This window comes from Prevotella pallens (assembly GCF_900454935.1).
Lineage (GTDB): Bacteria > Bacteroidota > Bacteroidia > Bacteroidales > Bacteroidaceae > Prevotella > Prevotella pallens.
Genome location: NZ_UGTP01000001.1, coordinates 1,996,420 through 2,014,817, shown reverse-complemented (window position 1 = coordinate 2,014,817; position 18,398 = coordinate 1,996,420). Strand labels below are relative to the sequence as shown.

The 18,398-nt window shown below is 33.8% G+C and carries 13 protein-coding genes; 9 read left to right on the top strand and 4 right to left on the bottom strand.

The window, feature by feature from the left end; genetic code table 11:
• Window positions 1-79: 79 nt before the first annotated feature.
• Both DX009_RS08415 and DX009_RS08410 read right to left on the bottom strand, forming a co-directional pair.
• The gene (locus DX009_RS08415; RefSeq protein ID WP_115083680.1) at window positions 80-2,896 is read right to left on the bottom strand and encodes a M16 family metallopeptidase; all 2,817 of its coding nucleotides are present in this window, start codon (window positions 2,894-2,896) and stop codon (window positions 80-82) included.
• A gap of 410 nt (window positions 2,897-3,306) precedes the next feature.
• Window positions 3,307-3,828 (bottom strand): hypothetical protein, encoded by a 522-nt coding sequence (locus DX009_RS08410; protein ID WP_245944611.1) that lies wholly within the window; start codon window positions 3,826-3,828, stop codon window positions 3,307-3,309.
• Window positions 3,829-4,299: 471 nt separating this feature from the next.
• On the opposite strand from DX009_RS08410, the gene DX009_RS08405 reads away from it, so the two are divergent.
• The 9 genes from DX009_RS08405 (at window position 4,300) to DX009_RS08355 (ending at window position 15,769) form a co-directional block, all read left to right on the top strand.
• Complete coding sequence (locus DX009_RS08405) at window positions 4,300-6,147, top strand: sulfatase-like hydrolase/transferase (RefSeq protein WP_115083678.1); 1,848 nt, start codon at window positions 4,300-4,302, stop codon at window positions 6,145-6,147.
• A gap of 18 nt (window positions 6,148-6,165) precedes the next feature.
• Window positions 6,166-7,293 carry an acyltransferase family protein gene (locus tag DX009_RS08400; protein ID WP_181792323.1) on the top strand — a complete coding sequence of 376 codons (1,128 nt, stop codon included), beginning with the start codon at window positions 6,166-6,168 and terminating at the stop codon, window positions 7,291-7,293.
• Window position 7,294: 1 nt separating this feature from the next.
• Window positions 7,295-8,317 (top strand): acyltransferase family protein, encoded by a 1,023-nt coding sequence (locus DX009_RS08395; protein ID WP_006044242.1) that lies wholly within the window; start codon window positions 7,295-7,297, stop codon window positions 8,315-8,317.
• A gap of 4 nt (window positions 8,318-8,321) precedes the next feature.
• Entirely contained in the window at window positions 8,322-9,200 is an 879-nt protein-coding gene (locus tag DX009_RS08390; protein WP_115083677.1) for a decaprenyl-phosphate phosphoribosyltransferase, read from the top strand.
• A 1-nt stretch (window position 9,201) separates the two neighbouring features.
• The gene (locus tag DX009_RS08385; RefSeq protein ID WP_115083676.1) at window positions 9,202-10,164 is read left to right on the top strand and encodes an HAD-IB family phosphatase; all 963 of its coding nucleotides are present in this window, start codon (window positions 9,202-9,204) and stop codon (window positions 10,162-10,164) included.
• Between the two features lie 86 nt (window positions 10,165-10,250).
• Window positions 10,251-11,600, top strand: coding sequence for a DUF6080 domain-containing protein (locus DX009_RS08380; protein WP_115083675.1), 1,350 nt, complete (start codon window positions 10,251-10,253; stop codon window positions 11,598-11,600).
• Entirely contained in the window at window positions 11,597-13,033 is a 1,437-nt protein-coding gene (locus DX009_RS08375; RefSeq protein WP_115083674.1) for a DUF6080 domain-containing protein, read from the top strand. The genes DX009_RS08380 and DX009_RS08375 overlap by 4 nt, the downstream gene beginning before the upstream one ends.
• A 12-nt stretch (window positions 13,034-13,045) precedes the next feature.
• The gene (locus DX009_RS08370) at window positions 13,046-14,005 is read left to right on the top strand and encodes a glycosyltransferase (RefSeq protein WP_115083673.1); all 960 of its coding nucleotides are present in this window, start codon (window positions 13,046-13,048) and stop codon (window positions 14,003-14,005) included.
• 846 nt (window positions 14,006-14,851) lie between these two features.
• Window positions 14,852-15,769, top strand: coding sequence for an IS982 family transposase (locus tag DX009_RS08355; RefSeq protein WP_115082805.1), 918 nt, complete (start codon window positions 14,852-14,854; stop codon window positions 15,767-15,769).
• A gap of 527 nt (window positions 15,770-16,296) precedes the next feature.
• Here the strand turns inward: DX009_RS08355 and DX009_RS08345 are convergent.
• Together DX009_RS08345 and nadD are read right to left on the bottom strand one after the other, a co-directional pair.
• Window positions 16,297-17,748 (bottom strand): lipopolysaccharide biosynthesis protein, encoded by a 1,452-nt coding sequence (locus tag DX009_RS08345; RefSeq protein WP_115083671.1) that lies wholly within the window; start codon window positions 17,746-17,748, stop codon window positions 16,297-16,299.
• Window positions 17,749-17,813: 65 nt separating this feature from the next.
• Window positions 17,814-18,395, bottom strand: a complete 582-nt coding sequence (gene nadD, locus DX009_RS08340; protein WP_115083670.1) for a nicotinate (nicotinamide) nucleotide adenylyltransferase — start codon at window positions 18,393-18,395, stop codon at window positions 17,814-17,816.
• Window positions 18,396-18,398 lie beyond the last annotated feature (3 nt).

The following is an 18,398-nucleotide window of genomic DNA, read 5'->3' as shown; positions in this document are numbered from 1 at the left end:
CACAAGTAATCGTAGGCTTTTTATGTGTGAATGTTTTTTATTGCACAAGTGTTATAATAACAAACCTGTGCAATATTTTTTATTTAGCTGGTGTCATCACCACTTCTGTATGATTTCCTGTTGCAAGGAGTCCTTTTAAGAAAGCTGCTATCTTTTGTGTTGTAAGTGCCTCGACAGCCTCTTTATATCCATTTTGAATATCAACACCTAATGTAATATATTCGTTAAGGACATTAATCCAATGACCATTGTTCTTTGCACTGATGTCTGCTTGCTTTAGCATAAAGTCTTTAACCTTTTGTAGTTTGTCGTTATCAACCTTCATACTGTTATTCTTAATGCCTTCGTTAAGAAGCTTAACAGCAAGTTCTGCCTTGTTTGGATCCATTGGACATTGTGCCTGAATAATGGCAAATGTTTTATTGCCAGATTGATTTAATCCGCCACTTGCACCAACAGAGTAAGCTGCTCCTTGGTCTTCGCGTATATCTTTAAGATAAACCATAGACAAAACTTGAGCTGCAGCGTCTACAAGCACAGAATTCTCTAAAGTATACTTCATTGGTTGGTGCCAGAATTCGAAACTCATAGCTTTTGGCGTTTCAGATTTTAGAGCAAAATGGTTAATTACTTTACCTGTTGCAAAGCCAGAAACTTCTTTCCAATTCTCTGCTTTCCCCTTTGGTAAGCTGCCTATATATTTTTCGATAAGTGGACGGAGAGTTGCTTCGTCGTAGTTTCCTACAAAGTAATAAACAAACTGACCAGGATTAGCATAACGCTCTTTCCATATTTGGAGTATACGGTCGTAGTTTACGCCCTTTAGAGTATTTACAGAAAGTGGTGCATAACGAAGTGTATGGTTGTAGAGCGAAACTGTAATAGAATCGCCGAATACACTTTCTGGCGATAGATCTTTATGTTTTAAGGCCTGTTCGTATTGCTTCATCATAGCGTTGAAAGCTTGTTCGTCCTTTGTTACATTGGTTAATTTGAGATAAACCAGTTGCATCATGGTCTCAATATCTTTTGGTATTGCTTGTCCACTTACAGACTGATAGTATGTACCCAATGCCAAGTTAGCGCTTGCTTGTTTACCGTAAAGCGCTTTGGTTAAGTCTTGTTTAGAGAAGTTACCAAGGCCACTATTGCCCATTACAGAATTAAATAGTTTAAGATTGTCAAAGTCTGCCTTATCGTACAAGCTGCTACCACCCTTAGCTGTAGCATAGAAACGAACATCGTTAGCTTGGAAGTCTGTCTTCTTCAAAATAACGCGAGCGCCGTTGCTCAATGTAAGTTCTTTATAACCGAGCTTCTTGTTCTCTGTTTCTTTTACTATCTTACCTGCTTTTGGCAACTTCTTAACGTCCAATAATGGCTCACTCTTTACGTTATCAACGTATGGCGAAAGTTTTTCTGCACGTACTTCCTTTATGGCTTGTGCCATTTGTGCCTCTGTAATATCTACTTTTCCAGGCTTATCTTGTGCAAAGATGTATGCAACAAGGTTGCTATCCTTATCTGAAATAAGTTCTTTAGCATACTCGTTTACTACCTGATAGTTCAGTGCTGGCATCTCAACGAGTTGCTTCATTATTTTGTATTCGTCTTCCTTGTTAGGTATAGGCTCGTTCTTCAAGAAGTGATCGCGCAATTCGTCGCCATATTGGTTATTGGTTGTCTTATCGCGATTAGTGTATGCAGATTCAATTTGTGAGAGGTACTCTTGTTTTGTACGTTCAAATTCGGTTGGTGTGAAACCATATTGACGTACACGTTGTGCCTCGCGATAAATAGCTTTGAAGGCTTCAATGTCTTTACCTTCTTTAGCTGAAGCCCCTAATGAAAATGCGTCTTTTGTACTTGAAAGCATATAGCTGCCATCTTCGCAATAGGCACTGGTAAATGGACAGTCGGCTTTTTGTTTCATTTCGCTGAAACGTTGGTTCAGCATTGAAGTAATCATTTCCTTCATATAGGTGTCAATGTAATATGCCTGACTTGTTTTCATCTCATCAGGAAATACATCGTGCTTCATCATAATACCTATAGTAGTGTTTTGCATCTCTTTATCCTTATCGAATACATAGATGGCTTGTGCATTGTCGGCTATAGGAAGTTTTGTTACTTGGGCTGCATTTGCAGGAACTTTAGCATTTGCCCATAACTTCTTAATCTCTGCTTCTATGCGGTCTACGTTTACATCGCCTACAACTATGATGCATTGATTGTCTGGACGATACCATTTACGATAATAGTCGCGTAGAGCTTGATATTTAAAATGGTCTACTACGCTCATTAAACCGATAGGTAGACGGAGTCCATACTTATTGTTAGGATATAGTTTAGGCAACGAACGGTCGTAAATACGCATCATTGCGTTTTGGTTTAATTGCCATTCTTGGTGAATAACACCACGTTCTTTATCAATCTCCTTATCGTCGAGTGTCAGACCGTTCGACCAATCTTTTAGTATTAATAAACAAGAATCGAGTGCCGATTCGCGCTTAGTTGGAACATTGCAAACACGATAAACAGTTTCTTCGATAGAAGTATATGCATTCAAGTCGCTACCAAACTGTACTCCAAGCGAGCGTGTAAACTCTAATAAAGTGGAGTCGGGGAAGTGTTCTGAACCATTGAACGCCATGTGCTCCAAGAAGTGAGCCAAACCGCGCTGTGGTTCTTCTTCCTGAATAGAGCCGACACGCTGTGCAATATAGAAGTTTGCTACGTGTTCTGGCCAGTTGTTGTGCAAAATGTAATACGTCAGTCCATTGCTGAGTTTACCTTGTCTAACATTCTTGTTGATTGGAATAGGACCAAACTGCTGTGCGTTTGCCATTCCTGCAACAAAGAATAAGGCTGCAAAAAGAAAATGTTTTAGTCTCATTTTATAAATTAGATTAAAAATATTATTTACTAAGTGCACAAAGGTACTTATTTTCCTATAATAATTTACTATTTTTCTTATATTTCTATTTGTATCTTGTTAAATATAAAGAATAACATAGTTATTCCACTATGATTTTAGTTACTTTTGTTTTAGATATCTATCGTGTTCGTTTCAGATATCTGTAACATTCGTCTCAGATATCTGTCAGTTGTAAATTAGATATCATAGCACACAGCATCCTTTATATACCTATATTATAATGTGTAAAAGAAGATTATTCAGCTGAGAAATACTGAAAGAACAGAAACAGAAAAAAGCCAGACGGACGATGTGTTACTTGTTTACGATGAGGCAAAAGCTGCATCAGAATTTCTAATTCAGAATACCAGTAGAAGTCATATTAAACTTTACCGAGAGTAATGAAAGTTCTTAATAATATCTTTTATAATTTTGTTTCCTTTATAGCTAAATTCAACTAATGTTGTATCTTTTGTTTGTTTATTTATTATATAGGCGCTCTTGATGCTAGCTCTATTTTCATTATAATTTATAACCACATTTTTTGCAAAAACCTTTATAAGCGGAAATTCTGTATAAGCCTCGTATTTTAGCTGGTCTATTTCAGATGGTGTAAATTCATCATATCTATTAGCTATCACTCTGTAATTAATATACGGAGGTTCATGGACATCTTTTAGCATATATTGTATGGCTTCTGAATTTTTTTTATTGGTGCTATAAGCTACTTTGCCTTTCCTAACTATATATGAAAAGCTATCGGTTATGGTTAATAATGTAGAGTCAGAACTAATAGTGTATTTGCCTTTAATATGCTTAATAGTATCGTTAAGCCATAGTTTGAATTTTTGTTCAGGACTTATCTTAATTTTTTTTTGAGGTATTGATGTAGCCCATAATGATAATACCATTAGAAGTATTAAGCAAATAATAGATGTTTTTCTCATTATCTAAAAGTTTAAATGTTCACACATATCTCTCCTCGCTATATATCTAACCCAAGTTTAACGCTATTCGTATATGTACAACCATATTACGATATAAATCCTTAAGTTCATAATAAGGAACCTTATTAGCAGTAGCTAAGTTAAAGCGTGTCTGTACATTTGCGTACATAGGTGCAAAGTAACAAAAAAGAAATGACATACAAGTGTCCTATAAATCTAATTTAGTTGTTCGTCAAAACATTCTGTATGTAATTACCAATTATCAATTACATTAAATAGTGCTCAAAATGTCATAAGAGTTTATGAGCGATAACTTTATCCGTTAATACTTGAGATAAAAAAGAATCCTTCCATTTATTCTACAAAATAGATAATTAATTGATAAAACTTGATTAATCTTTTTTTTTGCCGTACCTTTGCCCCAAAGTATAGAGAATGACAGTTTTAAGCGGTATTACCAAATATTTAAAGAAAGCAAGCTATCCTATTCGAAGTAATTTTTGCTTTTTCTTCTTTATGTATCTCATTGGTATTGTAGTTTCGTATGCAGAACTCCCTACCAATCGCGACGATGTTTCAGTTTATGGAAATATCTGGTTGGAACTATTTTTTGACCTTTATATTATCTGTGTAATACTTTCGTTAATACCTAAAAAACTGCGTTGTTGGATAGTAGGTGTGTTTTATGTAATAGCCTATTCTACCAGTATAGCCGATCTTTTCTGTTGGGTGAATTTCCAATCTTCTTTAAATCCATCAATGTTATTATTGGCTGCAGAAACCGATAAACGTGAGGCAAGCGAGTTTCTTAGTAGTTATATTAATACTGAAGTTCTCACATCGAGCGTAGGATTATTATTACTAATAATAGTTTTGCATTGTTTGGTTGCCATATTGAGAATTTATTGCAAGCAAAAAGACATAAAACAACCATTATGGATAATTATTGTAAGAGATAAAAGTGCCGGTTTCATCGGTCTAATTACGGTTTCTTTATTTGTAACATCGGCAGTTTCGTCTTTCCATAATAAATGCGAAATGGTGCAAATGTTCTCGTTAAAGACAATAGGAAGTGTAGAACACGAACTAACAACATCCGATTGTGCCGTATTTTATACCCCTGTTTATCGACTAATATTTAGTTTGTATGCCAATCATTTAGCATCGCAACAAGTCGATAGATTAGTAGAAGCGAAAGATCGTGCCTCTGTTCAGAGCTGTGCTTTTAATACAAAAAATATCGTTTTAATTATTGGCGAAAGTCTTGGACGACATCATTCGCAGCAATATGGATATTTTATGAAGACAACACCGCGTCAAATTGCATTGGAAAAGGCTGGAAACTTAATACCTTTCACCGATGTTGTTGCGCCTTGGAATCTTACGAGTTTCGTTTTTAAAAACATCTTTTCAATGCATGTTGTGGGACAAAAAGGCGAATGGTGCGATTATCCACTCTTTCCGCAACTGTTTCGTAAGGCAGGTTATCATGTGTCTTTTATTACTAATCAGTTTCTTCCACAAGCGAAAGAAGCAGTTTATGACTTTAGTGGTGGCTTCTTTTTAAATAATAAAGAACTTTCTAAATCAATGTTCGATACACGTAATACACGTTTACATACTTACGATGAAGGCTTACTCGCCGATTATGACAATAAACTGAAAGCTGAGAATAGAGAATATAACCTTATAATATTTCATCTTATAGGTTGCCATGTGTCCTATAATAGGCGTTATCCAGCAGACAGAAAGCATTTTAAAGCATCTGATTATAAACAAAAACGTCCAGAACTTACCTTACAACGACGTTATATGTTGGCGCATTACGACAATGCTGTGTTGTATAACGACTCAATAGTAAATCAAATTGTGAAACGTTTTGCCAATGAAGAGGCTGTAGTAATATATATGCCCGATCATGGAGAAGAGTGTTTTGAAGGTAAACGAGACATTATTTGTCGTAATCATTCTGCAAAAATCGATTATGATTTAGCACACTACGAATTTGAAGTTCCATTTTGGATATACTGCTCACAAAAATACATTGCGAAACACCCAAAAGAGTTTGAACAAATAAAAGTAATAAGACACAAACGTTTTATGACCGATGCTTTACCTCACTTGTTGCTACATTTAGGTGGTATAAAGACGAAAGACTATCACGAAGAATACGATATTCTGAGTCCAAAATACAACGAGAAGCGTCCTAGAATTCTTAAAAACAAAACTAATTACGACGATTTGGTAGCAGAACACAGACGGAAAATAGCGATAAAACGGTAGTTTTTTTAGCGTATAAGTATGGTAAATATGAATAGCAATACACACACTATAAATAACCGAACAACTGTTAATATGATGTTGAGTCGCACAGAATGCAATATCTTGCGAGGTATTGCCATTGTTGGAATAGTACTTCATAACTATTGTCATTGGCTTCGTCACATTGTGCAAGAAAATGAATATCAATTCAACCAGCATAATGTAGATTGGTTCCATAATATTATTACGCATAGCTTTAACGAACTAACAATCTTCCATCTTCTATCTTTTTTTGGACATTATGGTGTGCCCATTTTTCTTTTTCTATCTGCTTATGGGTTGGTAATAAAGTATGAAACAACCAATAATATAGAAAATCAACCAACAGTATATCGTTTCTTGCGTTTCCATTGGCTGAAACTATTCCGTATGATGATAGTTGGATTTTCTGCATTTATATTGGTTGATGCTATTACTGAGGGACAACATCATTATAAGGTGATTGATATTGTTGCGCAAATGGGTTTGTTCAACAATGTTTTGCCTAACCCAGACGATATAATATGGCCTGGTCCTTACTGGTTCTTTGGATTAATGCTTCAGTTATATATTGTTTATCGCTTGTTCTTATACAAGAAAAACTGGATATGGATAGTGCTTTTAATTGCTATTTGTACTATTATTGAATTGAAGTGTGCTCCTAACGGAGAAGCTTTAAACCGTTGGAGATACAATTTCGTCGGTGGAATGTTGCCTTTTGGCTTAGGTTTGCTCTACGCAAAATATATGCGAAATACCACTTTATATGCTTATGTAATAATGTTTGTGTGCTCTTTACTCCTTATTTGGTATGGTAGTAATAGCTTTTTTGCATGGCTTTTTGTTCCAATGTTTGTATGTTTTGCAGGCATTAGCTTTGTAAAATTGCTATCATATTGGAATTTAAATTATCCGAAATATACTTTTGGAATAGCAAAAATGTTTAATTGGTTAGGAGTAATTTCAGCAGCATTGTTTATTTCACACCCTATTACACGAAAAATAATAATCCCAATATCTCGTAACGGAGATTATTGGACAGGGCTTTTGCTCTATATTATTACTTCTATATGCGTAGCTTGGTTGTTTAAAGAAATAATGAAACGTGTACCTTCGCCTAAGTTGTGAGATGAAAAGAAAAGGAATAGAACTTGCAGATATTAGTAGGTTTCGTGGCGAACTTATGGGCTTAGCAATATTGTTTGTTATGCTTTTTCATGTGGGTTTGCCTCGTACAGATATGTTTTTTGGACTTCACCGTATAGGAAACATTGGTGTCGATATGTTTTTCTTTCTTAGTGGTGTTGGACTTTGGCATTCATGGACAAAAAATCCTAATACAAAGCACTTCTATCAAAAGCGACTTTTACGCATCTATCCCACATGGCTTATCGTGGCATCGCTATATTATATTCCCGATTATCTATCTATTTCGTGGATTCAGCATAGCGGAAATAGTATAAATATATTCGATTTAATCGGTGATATTACGATAAACTTAGATTTTTGGCTACACGATGAATTAACATTCTGGTATATTCCTGCAACAATGATGTTGTATTTGGTTACTCCTTTTTACTTGTCGCTCATAATAAAGCACCCTATATATCGTTGGATTCCTGTTGTTATGATAGTTTGGTGTATAATAGTACAATATGTTTTACCTATTTATAATGTAGTTGGGCACCTTGAAATTTTCTGGAGTCGTGTACCAATTTACTTTATCGGACTAAATTTCGGCGCAGCTGTAAAAGACAAAAAAACAATAGAATATAGCTCTATTTGGCTTATTCTTTTGGTTTTTGTGGGTACATTTGCTTCTTGTGTCTATTTAGAACAAATACGACACGGTTGTTTTCCTCTATTTTTGGAACGCTTAATATACATACCGCTCACAATAACAGGAATATTTCTACTTTGTATAACGTTAAATAGGCTGCATAATAAACATCTTAACAAAATACTCACATTCGTAGGAAGTATAAGTTTAGAAATATATTTGCTGCACAATCACTTTATTCTTGACTATATAGAACAACTCGATTGGCATTATTGGTTAAAGTTTTTTGCAACACTCATTATAGTGCTACCACTTGCTTGGCTTTTGCATAAAACAGTAGGAAAGCTAACAACCATAATAAAAAAGAATTAGAACAATGAAGGAGATAATTAAATTAATACGTCCACATCAATGGATAAAAAACCTTGTAGTGTTGTTTCCTATCTTCTTTGGTAGGGCTTTGGGTAATATAGAATCGCTTTACGAAGGTTGTATAACCGTGATAGCTTTTTCTTTTATAGCTTCCTCTATATATTGTTTAAACGACATAATTGATGTAAACGACGATCGACGACACCCACAAAAGTGTAATAGACCTTTAGCATCTGGAAAAATAAGCATTACACAAGGATATTTTCTTATGATAATAATGGTTATTTTGTCGATGGTTTCGCTTATTTTTTTACCAGATCATCGCATTCAAACAGGTGGAGTTATTGGTTTTTATTGGGCTTTAAACGTTGCTTATTGTTTATTTCTAAAACAACATGCTATTATAGATGTTTGTGTTGTTGCATTTGGTTTCGTATTACGTATTCTTGCAGGTGGTATTGCAACCGATATTCGATTGAGTAAATGGATAGTTTTAATGACTTTTCTCTTAATGCTCTTCCTTTCGTTTGCAAAACGTAGAGACGATGTTTTACGAATGAATGAAACTGGCGAAGCTCCTCGAAAAAATACTATTCGTTATAATCTAACCTTCATTAATCAAGCCATAACCATAACTGCAAGTGTAACTTTAGTGTGTTACATTATGTATACGGTAAGCCCTGAAACAATCGCAAATTTCCATACAGATAATCTCTATCTTACAAGTGTTTTTGTGCTTTTAGGCTTGTTGCGCTACATTCAGCTTGCAGTAGTAGACAAAAGAAGCGGTGATCCTACAAAAGTTCTCCTTCACGACCATTTCATTCAGTTTATTGTATTGAGCTTTGGACTAACATTTCTTGTTATAATATATTTCTTGTAGTATGAAAGTATACGCCTTCGATTTTGATGGAACATTGACAAAAAAGGACACATTCATCGAATTTATCGAATATTCTAAAGGATATGAGAAAACCTTTTTTGGACTCTTACTATTTTCCCCCATACTTATTTTAATGAAACTACATCTATATCCTAATTGGAAAGCCAAACAACGTATCTTTTCATGGTTCTTTAAAGGAATGAATATAGACGAATTTAATAAACTCTGTCAAAATTTTGCAGTAGCAAAACAAAACATAATACGTCAAGGTGGATTAGACACAATTCGTAAAGCTCTTATTCAAGAAGATAGTGTAATTATTATTACGGCAAGTATAGAAAACTGGGTGAAACCTTTCTTTAAAGAATTTGAAAATAAAATACAAATCGAAGGCACACAAATAGATGTAAGATTAGGAATTGTAACTGGCAACTTTTTAACAAAAAATTGCTACGGCAAAGAAAAAATAAAACGATTAAAAAGTGCATTCCCATATAGAAACGTATATAAATTGATTGCTTTTGGCGATAGTAAAGGCGATAGTTATTTACTAAAAGAAGCCGATGAAAGCTATTATAAACCTTTTCGAACTAAAAGAAGCCGAAGTTTCGATGAAATCGTGCGTTTTTGTATTGTAGGTGTTTTAGCTACAGCCCTTCAATATGGAATATATCTTTTATTAATTAAATGGTTTAAACCACAAATTTCTAATACAGTAGGCTATTTGTTAAGCTTTATGTTTAACTATATAGCATCAACTAAATTTACATTTAAAGTTCAATCAACAACAAAACGTGGAATAGGCTTTGCGTTTGCCCATCTTGTTAATTTCGGGCTACAAACTGTCTTTTTAACTCTTTTTCTTTGGCTCGGATTACCTAAAACAATAGCCATGATTCCTGTTTTCGGTATATGTGTTCCTATTAATTTTTTATTAGTGCGTTTATTCTTAAAACGAAAATAGAATACGTTTATAGGTAATACTTACCTGCTAACGCTTGTAAGGTATGTTATAAATGTGTATCTTTGCAACTCTTAATTAAGAAAGAAATGTCTATATTAGGTGTATTTGCAATAAAAAAAGAAGAAAGAATATTAGCCTTTGCTATGCTTTTAGTATTCTTAGCATTTAATGTGTTGCTTATTAGTAGCCATTTTGGTGTTTATACAATGGGAGCGCACGGAGGATTTTGGTCGTTATTTACCAAAAACTTCCGTATGTCGGGCTATGATAATTGGTCGTGGATTACCATTTCTTCTATGAGAGTTCATTTCGAAACTATTCGACACCCATTATTTCTCACAATTCTTTATCCACTTTATTGGCTCAACCATTGGCTAATAAATACAGTAGGCATCAATTTCGCTGTATTTCTTATGGCGATAATCATACTTTTTTCGGCGTTCTATTCTGTTGTTTTCACTTATCGCATATTGCGTGAAGTGCTCGAATTGAAACAGAAAGATGCAACTTTGCTCACACTTTTCTTTTTTTCTTTCGCACATATTCTTGTTCCTGCAATGATCCCCGACCATTTTATAATATCGTTAATGTTGCTTACACTTACGCTTTATATTGCAGGAAAGAGACAAAAACAAGGAAAGTTAATAAAAACGTGGGAATCTTTCTTGCTAATGTTCTTTACTGCAGGAATAGCTGCCTCGAATGCAGGGAAAACTATATTGGCTGGTATTTTCACAAATGGTAAAAAGTTCTTTAGTTTTAAATATCTTGTAGTTGCTATTCTACTTCCATTGGCATTGTTATTTGCAATTCAACAATTACAATATTATCAAGTAGAAATTCCACAAGAAGAAGTTACACAGAAAATTGTAAATACCAACAAAAAGAAACAGCCGGGAAAATTTGAAACTCATACAAAAGAAAGAAATGCGTGGCTACATGCTCATACAGGACGTGCAGCAAGTAGTGAAGGTATTGGAAAATTGATGGATATTTCCACCTCGCGAACCCAAACTTTAATAGAAAATTTCTTTGGCGAACCTATTCAGTTGCATCAAAAATTTCTTTTAAAAGATGTTTCGTGGGATCGTCCCATATTTGTAGAATATAGTTGGATAGCCAATTACGTAATAGAAGCATTGATAGTTTTGCTTTTTGTAATGGGAATTGTTGCAGGTTGGCATTACAAATTTATGAAAATGCTTTTGTTATGGTTTGCTTCCGATTTTACATTGCATATTATAATGGGGTTTGCCATCAACGAAGTATATATAATGACGGCAGGTTGGGCTTTCATAATTCCTATTTCTATGGGATATTTGCTGCGTATTCTTTCTCATAAATCTCGATTTGTTTTGCGCATTATATTGCTGGTACTAACAAGTTGGTTGTGGATTTATAATGGCGGACAAATTATTTATTATCTTATTCAATGAAAGCTATTGTAGGTTTCCTTAATATTAAGAGAGAAGAACGCCTACCAGTTGGCTTATTCTTTGTGTGGCAACTATTGTTACAAGCTCTTGCCATTACAAAGTATCTTCCATTATTTACGAATCCATCGAACAATTACTACAAATTGTTTGTAGACAACTATCATCTTTCTGGTTTCGATCCTTTAACCTATTTGGTTATTTCCGATTGGTCGTTAGCATTCGATGTAAATCGACACCCACTGTTGGCTCTCTTTTATTATCCTTTTTCGTTGTTAAACAAATTGCTCATTTGTATTACGGGAACAAACTTTGCCATTTATATAGTTGCATGTGTTTTGCTATTCTTCTCTGTAGGTGGTTTTGTTCTTATGTTGCGTATTTTGCGCCAAATCATCGGCATATCTTCTTTCGATTCAGCGCTTCTTGCCTTCTTTCTCTATTCTTTTGCTCACGTTTTACTTTCAAGTATAGCTCCCGACCATTTCTTTTTGTCGATGTTTATGCTTTTGCTTACGCTATATATTGCAGGAAAGCACCTGAAAGAAAAGAAAGAAATGGGCATTTGGCAAACTGTTTTGTTGTTTTTGCTTACTGCAGGTATATCTCTGAATAATGGCTTAAAAATATTTCTTGCCAATTTTTTTACACGTGGTAAACGCTTTTTCACTATAAAGAACCTTCTTTTGGCTATTATTCTACCCTTTGCAGCCGTCTTTACAATTGGAGAATGGCAACACGAACAGTTTATTGCCGATAAAGTAGCAGCATTAAAACTTAAAAAGCGTAATGCCATTAAAGCAGAACGCAAAGCTATGTTTGCAGCATTTAAAGATACTACCCACATTAAAGATAGTGTAAAACAACAGAAAGTTTTCCAAAATATGTGGAGAGAACATCGCAGAAATGTGTTGAGAGCAGAAGATAAACAACCACAAAAAGCACATTCGGGTAAACCAGTAAGTAAGCTACGTTTCCTGAATTGGACAGATATTTCTACCTCTCGTACAGAAACAATTGTGGAAAATTTATTTGGCGAATCCATACAGCTACATCAAACGCATAAATTAGAAGATATAATGAAGACACGTCCTGTTATTGTTTCTTATAATTGGGCACTGAATTATATTGTAGAATCTATTATTTTCCTCCTTTTCATCGTAGGAATATGGTGCGGACGGTATTCTAAATTTTTGTGGCTCTTCCTTTCTTTTGCCGCATTAGATATGGTGTTGCACATAGGTTTAGGCTTTGGCATAAACGAAGTGTATATAATGACCGCTCATTGGATTTATGTAATTCCTCTATCTATAGCGTATCTTGTTCGTTATATCCGTAACAAAACAAAACCAATATTGCGTGTTTTGCTTGTTTTACTTACGCTGTATCTTATGGTTTACAACGGTTCATTGCTCATTAAGTATTTGTATTTCTAAATATTGGTAGTTATGAAAGCAAGTGTTTCTATTGTTTTATGTACTTATAATGGGGCAAAATACCTCAGCGAACAGTTAGAGTCTATTCTCGCACAAACATATCCGCTGCACGAAATAATAATACAAGACGATAATTCTACCGATGAAACCGTTAATATTATTCACGAATATGCTTGTAAATATAGTCTTATAAAGTTTTTTGAAAATAATTCTGCGCATGGTGTAAATGGTAATTTTATTTCTGCTATGCAACGAGCCACAGGCGATTATATCGCAATTTCTGACCAAGATGATATTTGGGAAACAGACAAAATAGAAAATCAGATGAAAAGTATTGGTAAAAACTTACTTTGTTCTGGTTTTTCGCGTCCTTTTTCTACCGATGGTTCGTTTGCTTATTTCGACCATCGAAAACGTAATGTAAATGTTGTTCGAATGTGTTTTTTGGGGCTCCCCGGACATACATTATTACTTCGCCGTGAACTTATAAATATGTTACCACCATTAGAACATTCCATTTTTAAATATTCTATGTACGATGCTGCGCTTTCAATAGTAGCGGCTGCACATAAAAACATCGTATTCATCGATAAAATTCTGGTTAATTTTCGCCGACATTCTGCAGCTACTACTTATAACGATTATAAAAAAAGTTTACCATCGTGGCAGAATGCTTTATATATGTTGTGGTGGGGAATAAAGCATTACGAGGAAACACGAAAGCGCATACGCCCTATTTTTGCAGCAAAACTGTTGCTTTTAAATTATGTAAATGCAAATAACGATGAGGCAAAAGCTGCAAAAACTATACTCGAATTAGAATTGCAAAATGGTGTTTTACCTTTCCTGAAATTGCAATATCAGTGTATGAAGAATTATAAGCACCTATTTCATACCGAAGGAAAAGGATTTTTACGATTAATTCGTGCTGCTCTTTACCCAATTATGCAACTACAAATGTATGCACAATAGTTGCTTTGTTATTCAACCCACCCTAAAAATTATGTAAACAAATTTTGTTTTAAATAAATTCTAAAAAATAATAAGAAGAAATATGCTGGCACAAATTTTTGGTTTCGTCATTCTGTCTTTTATACTTGTGGTAATGTATGGCATTAAGTTTAAACCTAAAGATGAAGTTCTTCCAATATTAGGCGCACTTGTTTTTATGCTTTTAAGTAAAATACTGCGTCAATTGTTCAATTTAAATACCATAGAAGTAACACTGCTTTCTATTTTCTATTTATTCTTGTTAGCATTACTCCTTAAAATTTTTGTATCAAATAAATAGTCTGGATTTAAAATAATATATGGTAGATTTCGACGAAATTATGCCTTTCAAAATTTTATATGAAAAACTATTTCTTTGTAATATAAAAACGATGCATTTATAATATAAAAAAAATATTTTCTTATTATATTTTTTACCCTTCGTATAATTGTTTGAGAACTAATAAGTTGTAAATATCCTTTTCTTAAATGTTCATACCTACAGATTATGCTCATCTAAAAATATGAAAAGCCTATAAGGAGCAACTGTTATAAAAAAATGTAACTAATAATACTCCTACTTCCATCTTTTTTATGTATAAGTTAGAGCTTTTTTCTTAGCTAAAATAAGTTGTAATTTCAGTGAACTCTTCACTTACGTCAAACGTCACAAAAAAATGATGATAAAAAATAGGGACACATATTGCTAAGGTTATGACATCTAATAACCTGAACTCGGGATAAGAATAATACTCAAAAAAGTTGGTAATCTCGTTATATTTTTGTAACTTTATAGTTGAAAATCAATAACTTACAATTAATATAGCGATGATTACCAAAGACAAAATTACCGAAATCTTTTGTATTGCAGATGACTTTTGCAAAGAATTTGAGTCAGAAATTGATAAAATAGGGCTTCCTAATGATACCAAGTGTAAGCATCGCCTTCGTAAATGGCGTATGAGCAAGTCAGAAATCATAACCATAATGATCTGTTTTCATTTTAATTCTTATCGTAACTTTCAACATTATTATATGTTCTTTATCAAGGAGCATCTTGCAGATATGTTTCCTCATCTGTTATCCTATAATCGTTTTTTGGAGCTTGAAGCTAGAGTTTCGGTAGAAATGATGATGTTCTTGCAAATATGTTGTTTTGGCAGATGTACTGGTATTAGCTTTATTGACTCTACCTGTATCCCAGTCTGCCATAATAAACGTATTTACCGCAATAAGGTTTTTAAGGATTATGCTACCAGAGGCAAAAGCACAATGGGTTGGTATTTTGGATTTAAACTGCACCTTATATGCAATGAACGAGGGGAAATTCTCAACTTTATGCTTACCAAAGCCAATGTAGATGATAGAGATGAGAATGTCTTTAATAGGCTGACTGATAATGTTTTTGGAAAATTATTTGCCGATAAAGGATACATCTCTAAGGGACTATTTGAAAAATTATTCAATGATGGCATTAACTTGGTAACAGGTATAAGAAGTAATATGAAAAACAAGTTAATCCCAATATATGATAGACTGCTTTTAAGAAAAAGATCTGTAATTGAAACTATCAATGACGAACTGAAAAATGTAGCACAATTGGTCCACTCTAGACATAGAAGTGTACTTAATTTTGCTATGAATGTATTATCAGCAATGGCTGCATATAGCTTCTTTGAAAAGAAACCTGAAGTCAATTTAGATTTCTGCATAGAACAACACAACGGTCAACTTTCTTTGTTCTAAAAAAACAGTTTGTTTTTGATAAAAAGGAGTAGCCTCAATCTAAGACGATTGAGGCTAAATGGGTTTTAGGATAAATAAATTAGAGTAATAAAAAGAAACTTATCCCGAGTTCAGGTTAATAATACAGAACGCCAATCTTTCACCTTAATTTTCTTGTACATTTTATATAAATGTCTTAAAATCAAGAAAACGACAAAGATAGCTGATAGTATATGTAATACACTTAAAATAACTCCTACCATATAATTTCTTTTATAATAGTAATAATGATTTTTTTGATTTTAATAAATTGTTCCATTCAAAAATAGACATATTTATTAAAACAGCAACATAAATAGTATTATTTTAACTATTTTTAGTTTCAGATGAGCTGTTTTTGTATCTATGCATAATTATTGATAGAATGGTTCTCTCTGATTTGACTATACATTATTTAGTTGCAAACTTTAGAAAGCTAATTGGTTTCTGTCTATATATACTAGAAATCTACATTGAATTACTCTATTTGAAATGGTAATATTAAAGTCTTACGATTTGATTTTTTTATGGAATAAGTAATTAACGCATTCGTCAAGTATCTTAAAACCTAATAGTTTCATAGTAATAAAATAAGCAGCAATAGCCAATATTATTCGTGTTAATAAGAGAACTATGAGATTTTGAATACCGTTTGTGGCAAAATAAACAGCAATTATAATTACTGCCGAGATAAACATATAAGGTATAATGTCGCGTAACACATCGTATAAGCGAATAGAGATTTCGCGATAGGCAAAAACTTGCCAAACAAAAAGCCAAAGCACAGTTGCTACAGTATATGCGCTCACCATAAATATCATTCCCTTAGTATAACATAACAAAACAAGTAATAATTGAACTGCAATAAGCGAAGTTGTTATCCATAAATATACATCAGATTTACCACGACTTATCATTAAATTCTGATATAATGTATAAAAAGGTAGGAAAGCACCACTTATACAAAGTATACGAAGTAGCGGAATACTCTCTGCCCACTTCTCTGAAATGAGCACAATAATGAACTCTTGCGATACCATACCTAATCCAAACATAGCAGGAAAAGCCAAAAATGCAGTGAAACGAAGCATTTTTCGGAAAACAAGAGTCTGCCTTTCACGTTCTGATTTCACCTCTGCCAATATCGGTTGTGCCACTTGTGAAGTGGTACCTGATATCATTGTACTTGCCATTGTGTCCCATTTGAACGCTTGAGAGAAGTTTCCTACAGCGTTAGCAGTATATAATCGTCCGAAAATAAAGGTCAATAGGTTCTGACTAATAACGTTAACTATCGATGTAATCAGTATTTTGTAGCTGAAAGAGAACATGCGACGCACAGGACCAAAGTCTATTTTATTCAGCGAAGGCCGCCAAGGAATAAGGAAAAAGCGCCCTAAACTTGTCAAAGTAATATACAAAACCTGCTGCCAAGCTAAACTCCAATAGCCATAACCCTGTATTGCTAACACAACACTAACAATACCTGAGATAAGCAAAGAGGTTACTCGCAGAATCGTTGTTTCCTTTACCATGATATTCTTAAATAGATATGCCGTCGGTGCAGTGCCGATAGCAGAAAATAATAAGGAAACAAATAAAAAGCGAGAAAGGTTTACCAATTCAGCATGATGGAAGAAATCGGCAATAAGAGGAGCGCTAAAGAAAAGTACAATATAAGAAAACCAGCTTACAAATGTACTGAACCAAAACACAGAATTATAGTCGTTATCGGTGGGATTCTCAAGGTTTGCTATTGCAGAAGTAAAGCCACTTTCTTGTAATGCACCTGCAATAGCTGTGAAAACTGCTAACATTCCAATCAGCCCATAGTCGGAATTAGAAAGTATACGAGCCAATAAGATGCCAATAAGCGCATTAAGAATTTGCATTGTACCATTGTTCAATGCTCCCCAGAAAAGACCTTTTGCCGTTTTTTCTTTTAAAGTTTGTTCTGCCATCTTACTATAATTTTGGTTAAACAATGTGCTTGTTAGTATAGCTTGTCAGCATCTTTCTATAGTTTTTATATTTTGCTATAAAACATTTTTACATCGTTTTCAATACATTCAGGAACCAATCCTTTTATAGTTTCTCCCTTTTTTATACGTTGTCGAATATCGGTGCTGCTTATATTAATAAGCGGAATGTTCAGTAAGGTTACATTTTTAGTAGAAAATAAATTGCAATTATCTGTACTCTCGCTACATATTCTCGGATAAACGGCAATACTATAGTTATCTAAAATGTCGTTTGCGTGATACCATTTATTAAACGCTAACCAATTGTCACCACCTATTAAAAGAATAAATTTATTGGTAGGAAAGTCAGAAGAAAGTTGTTGTAAAGTGTTCCAAGTATACGATGGCTTTGGTAAACTAAACTCGTAGTTACAAGCAATCATATACTTTTTATTCTTTAAAGCCTTCTCAACTAATTGGAAGCGTAGAGTGTCGTTAAGCAATTTATTATTTATTTTAAAAGGATTTTGCGGTGAAACCATAAACCAAACTTCGTCTAATTCAAGTTTCTTTAAGAAAATTTCAGCCAGTTTTATGTGGCCGTTATGAATAGGATTAAACGAACCACCGTATATTCCAACCTTCATTGC

Bases quoted from the DNA above. Each gene is read 5' to 3' on its own strand.
- DX009_RS08370 (WP_115083673.1), top strand. From the start codon at position 13,046: ATGAAAGCAAGTGTTTCTATTGTTTTATGTACTTATAATGGGGCAAAA.
- DX009_RS08345 (WP_115083671.1), bottom strand. From the start codon at position 17,748: ATGGCAGAACAAACTTTAAAAGAAAAAACGGCAAAAGGTCTTTTCTGG.
- DX009_RS08400 (WP_181792323.1), top strand. From the start codon at position 6,166: ATGGTAAATATGAATAGCAATACACACACTATAAATAACCGAACAACT.
- DX009_RS08375 (WP_115083674.1), top strand. From the start codon at position 11,597: ATGAAAGCTATTGTAGGTTTCCTTAATATTAAGAGAGAAGAACGCCTA.
- DX009_RS08410 (WP_245944611.1), bottom strand. From the start codon at position 3,828: ATGGTATTATCATTATGGGCTACATCAATACCTCAAAAAAAAATTAAG.
- DX009_RS08380 (WP_115083675.1), top strand. From the start codon at position 10,251: ATGTCTATATTAGGTGTATTTGCAATAAAAAAAGAAGAAAGAATATTA.
- DX009_RS08405 (WP_115083678.1), top strand. From the start codon at position 4,300: ATGACAGTTTTAAGCGGTATTACCAAATATTTAAAGAAAGCAAGCTAT.
- DX009_RS08390 (WP_115083677.1), top strand. From the start codon at position 8,322: ATGAAGGAGATAATTAAATTAATACGTCCACATCAATGGATAAAAAAC.
- DX009_RS08385 (WP_115083676.1), top strand. From the start codon at position 9,202: ATGAAAGTATACGCCTTCGATTTTGATGGAACATTGACAAAAAAGGAC.
- DX009_RS08355 (WP_115082805.1), top strand. From the start codon at position 14,852: ATGATTACCAAAGACAAAATTACCGAAATCTTTTGTATTGCAGATGAC.
- DX009_RS08415 (WP_115083680.1), bottom strand. From the start codon at position 2,896: ATGAGACTAAAACATTTTCTTTTTGCAGCCTTATTCTTTGTTGCAGGA.
- nadD (WP_115083670.1), bottom strand. From the start codon at position 18,395: ATGAAGGTTGGAATATACGGTGGTTCGTTTAATCCTATTCATAACGGC.
- DX009_RS08395 (WP_006044242.1), top strand. From the start codon at position 7,295: ATGAAAAGAAAAGGAATAGAACTTGCAGATATTAGTAGGTTTCGTGGC.